General features: G+C 51.7%; 2 protein-coding genes and 1 pseudogene. 2 read left to right on the top strand and 1 reads right to left on the bottom strand.

The features are described 5' to 3' along the window. Positions 1 to 718, bottom strand: a 718-nt coding sequence (locus tag ACNPAA_RS20860; RefSeq protein ID WP_417891988.1) for an RNA-guided endonuclease InsQ/TnpB family protein, incomplete at its 3' end; no start/stop codon positions are given. Between the two features lie 57 nt (positions 719 to 775). Between ACNPAA_RS20860 and ACNPAA_RS20855 the strand changes: the two are divergent. Together ACNPAA_RS20855 and ACNPAA_RS20850 are read left to right on the top strand one after the other, a co-directional pair. Further along, a pseudogene (locus tag ACNPAA_RS20855) lies at positions 776 to 922 on the top strand (IS200/IS605 family transposase); the annotation flags it as partial. A gap of 173 nt (positions 923 to 1,095) precedes the next feature. Then, the coding region (locus ACNPAA_RS20850) for a transposase (RefSeq protein WP_417891987.1) at positions 1,096 to 1,303 on the top strand (208 nt) is incomplete at its 3' end.

Here is a 1,303-nt window from a genome sequence, read left to right as displayed (position 1 = left end):
TCTTGGCTTTTTGTTTCTTCCAGTTGCTGCTGAACTTTACCTTTTTGCTCAACTGGCGTTGGAGCCTTGCCAGCTTGGTCTGATTGGTTTTGAAGCTGTTGACGGGCTCAAACACCGTGCCGTCTGACAGGGTTGCGAGCTTGGCGATCCCCGCATCTAGCCCGACCATTGAGCCGGAGGGGTGAATTGGCTCAAGCGTCTCCTGCTCGACCTGAAAGGAGATATACCAGTGCCCGGCTGCTTGGCTGACGGTCGCGTTTTTAATTTTCCCTTCAACTGGCTGGGACTGACGGAACTTGACCCACGCCAGCCCGGCAGGCAGCTTCACGCGACCCTTTTCAAGGCGGCAATACTTGTCGAAGTTGACGAAGCGGATTGAGTCGCGGTTGTCGCTTTTTTTCTTGAATACGGGTGCCTTGGCGGCGAGTTTCTTATCAAAGCAGCGCATCCACGCGCCATGCAAATCCTTGAGCTTCTGCTGGAGGTTGTCGGTATATGCCTCGGCCAGAAAGGCCATTTCTGGGTCTTTCTTCCAACTGGTGAGCATCCTGTTCAGCTCAAAGGCAGAAGGCAGTTTTTCGCCAGCATCCAGAATGCGTTTGGTTTCTGCCAGCCCGTGATTCCAGACATAACGAGCACAACCGCCCAACTGGCGCAGGCGTTGCGCTTGTTGTTCGGTCGGTTCGAGTCGGAATTTGTAGGCTTTCAGAATTTGCATTTAGCGCTCAGTGTGTAGCATTATTGCCATATCTATTAAGCCCGATTGAGTGACAGAATGCAATTCACTAAAATTAATAAATCACGCCATGCGGCCTACGCTTTGCACGTACATTTGGTGTTTATCACCAAGTATCGAAAGCCGATATTGGGGGATCTGCATCACGCTTCCTTCGGTCAGTGTGCGGCAGAAGTTTGCAGAGATCGTTGGAGGTGATCAAGCAATACATTCAAAACCAGCGGGGCTGACGCCCCGGCGAAATTCCCCTCCCACCTACGTCGGAGGGAGTCCCCTTTCGCATTCCTGATTACCCATGATTAGCAGTCAGTTACCACGAACTATACTGATGTTACGTACAGTTATCGAGGTGCGAGATCATGGCCAAAAGCAAAATCCAATTCCAGAAAGGCTACAGCCTGTTTGAGTTTCTCAAGGACTATGGCACTGAGGCTCAGTGCGAAAACGCGCTGTTCACTTGGCGTTTTCCTAACGGCTTTGTCTGCCCTGAATGTGCCAACAAGACCTGTTGTCGCCTGAGAAGGCGGCCACGTGTGTGGCAATGCAATCACTGCCGTCACCAGATGT

It is taken from the genome of Aeromonas sp. PS2Canimalfood6 (genome assembly GCF_048276795.1).
In the GTDB taxonomy this organism is placed as follows: Bacteria; Pseudomonadota; Gammaproteobacteria; order Enterobacterales; family Aeromonadaceae; genus Aeromonas; species Aeromonas caviae.
Note: the sequence above shows the minus strand (reverse complement) of the source record. Positions and strands in the feature narration are given on the sequence as shown.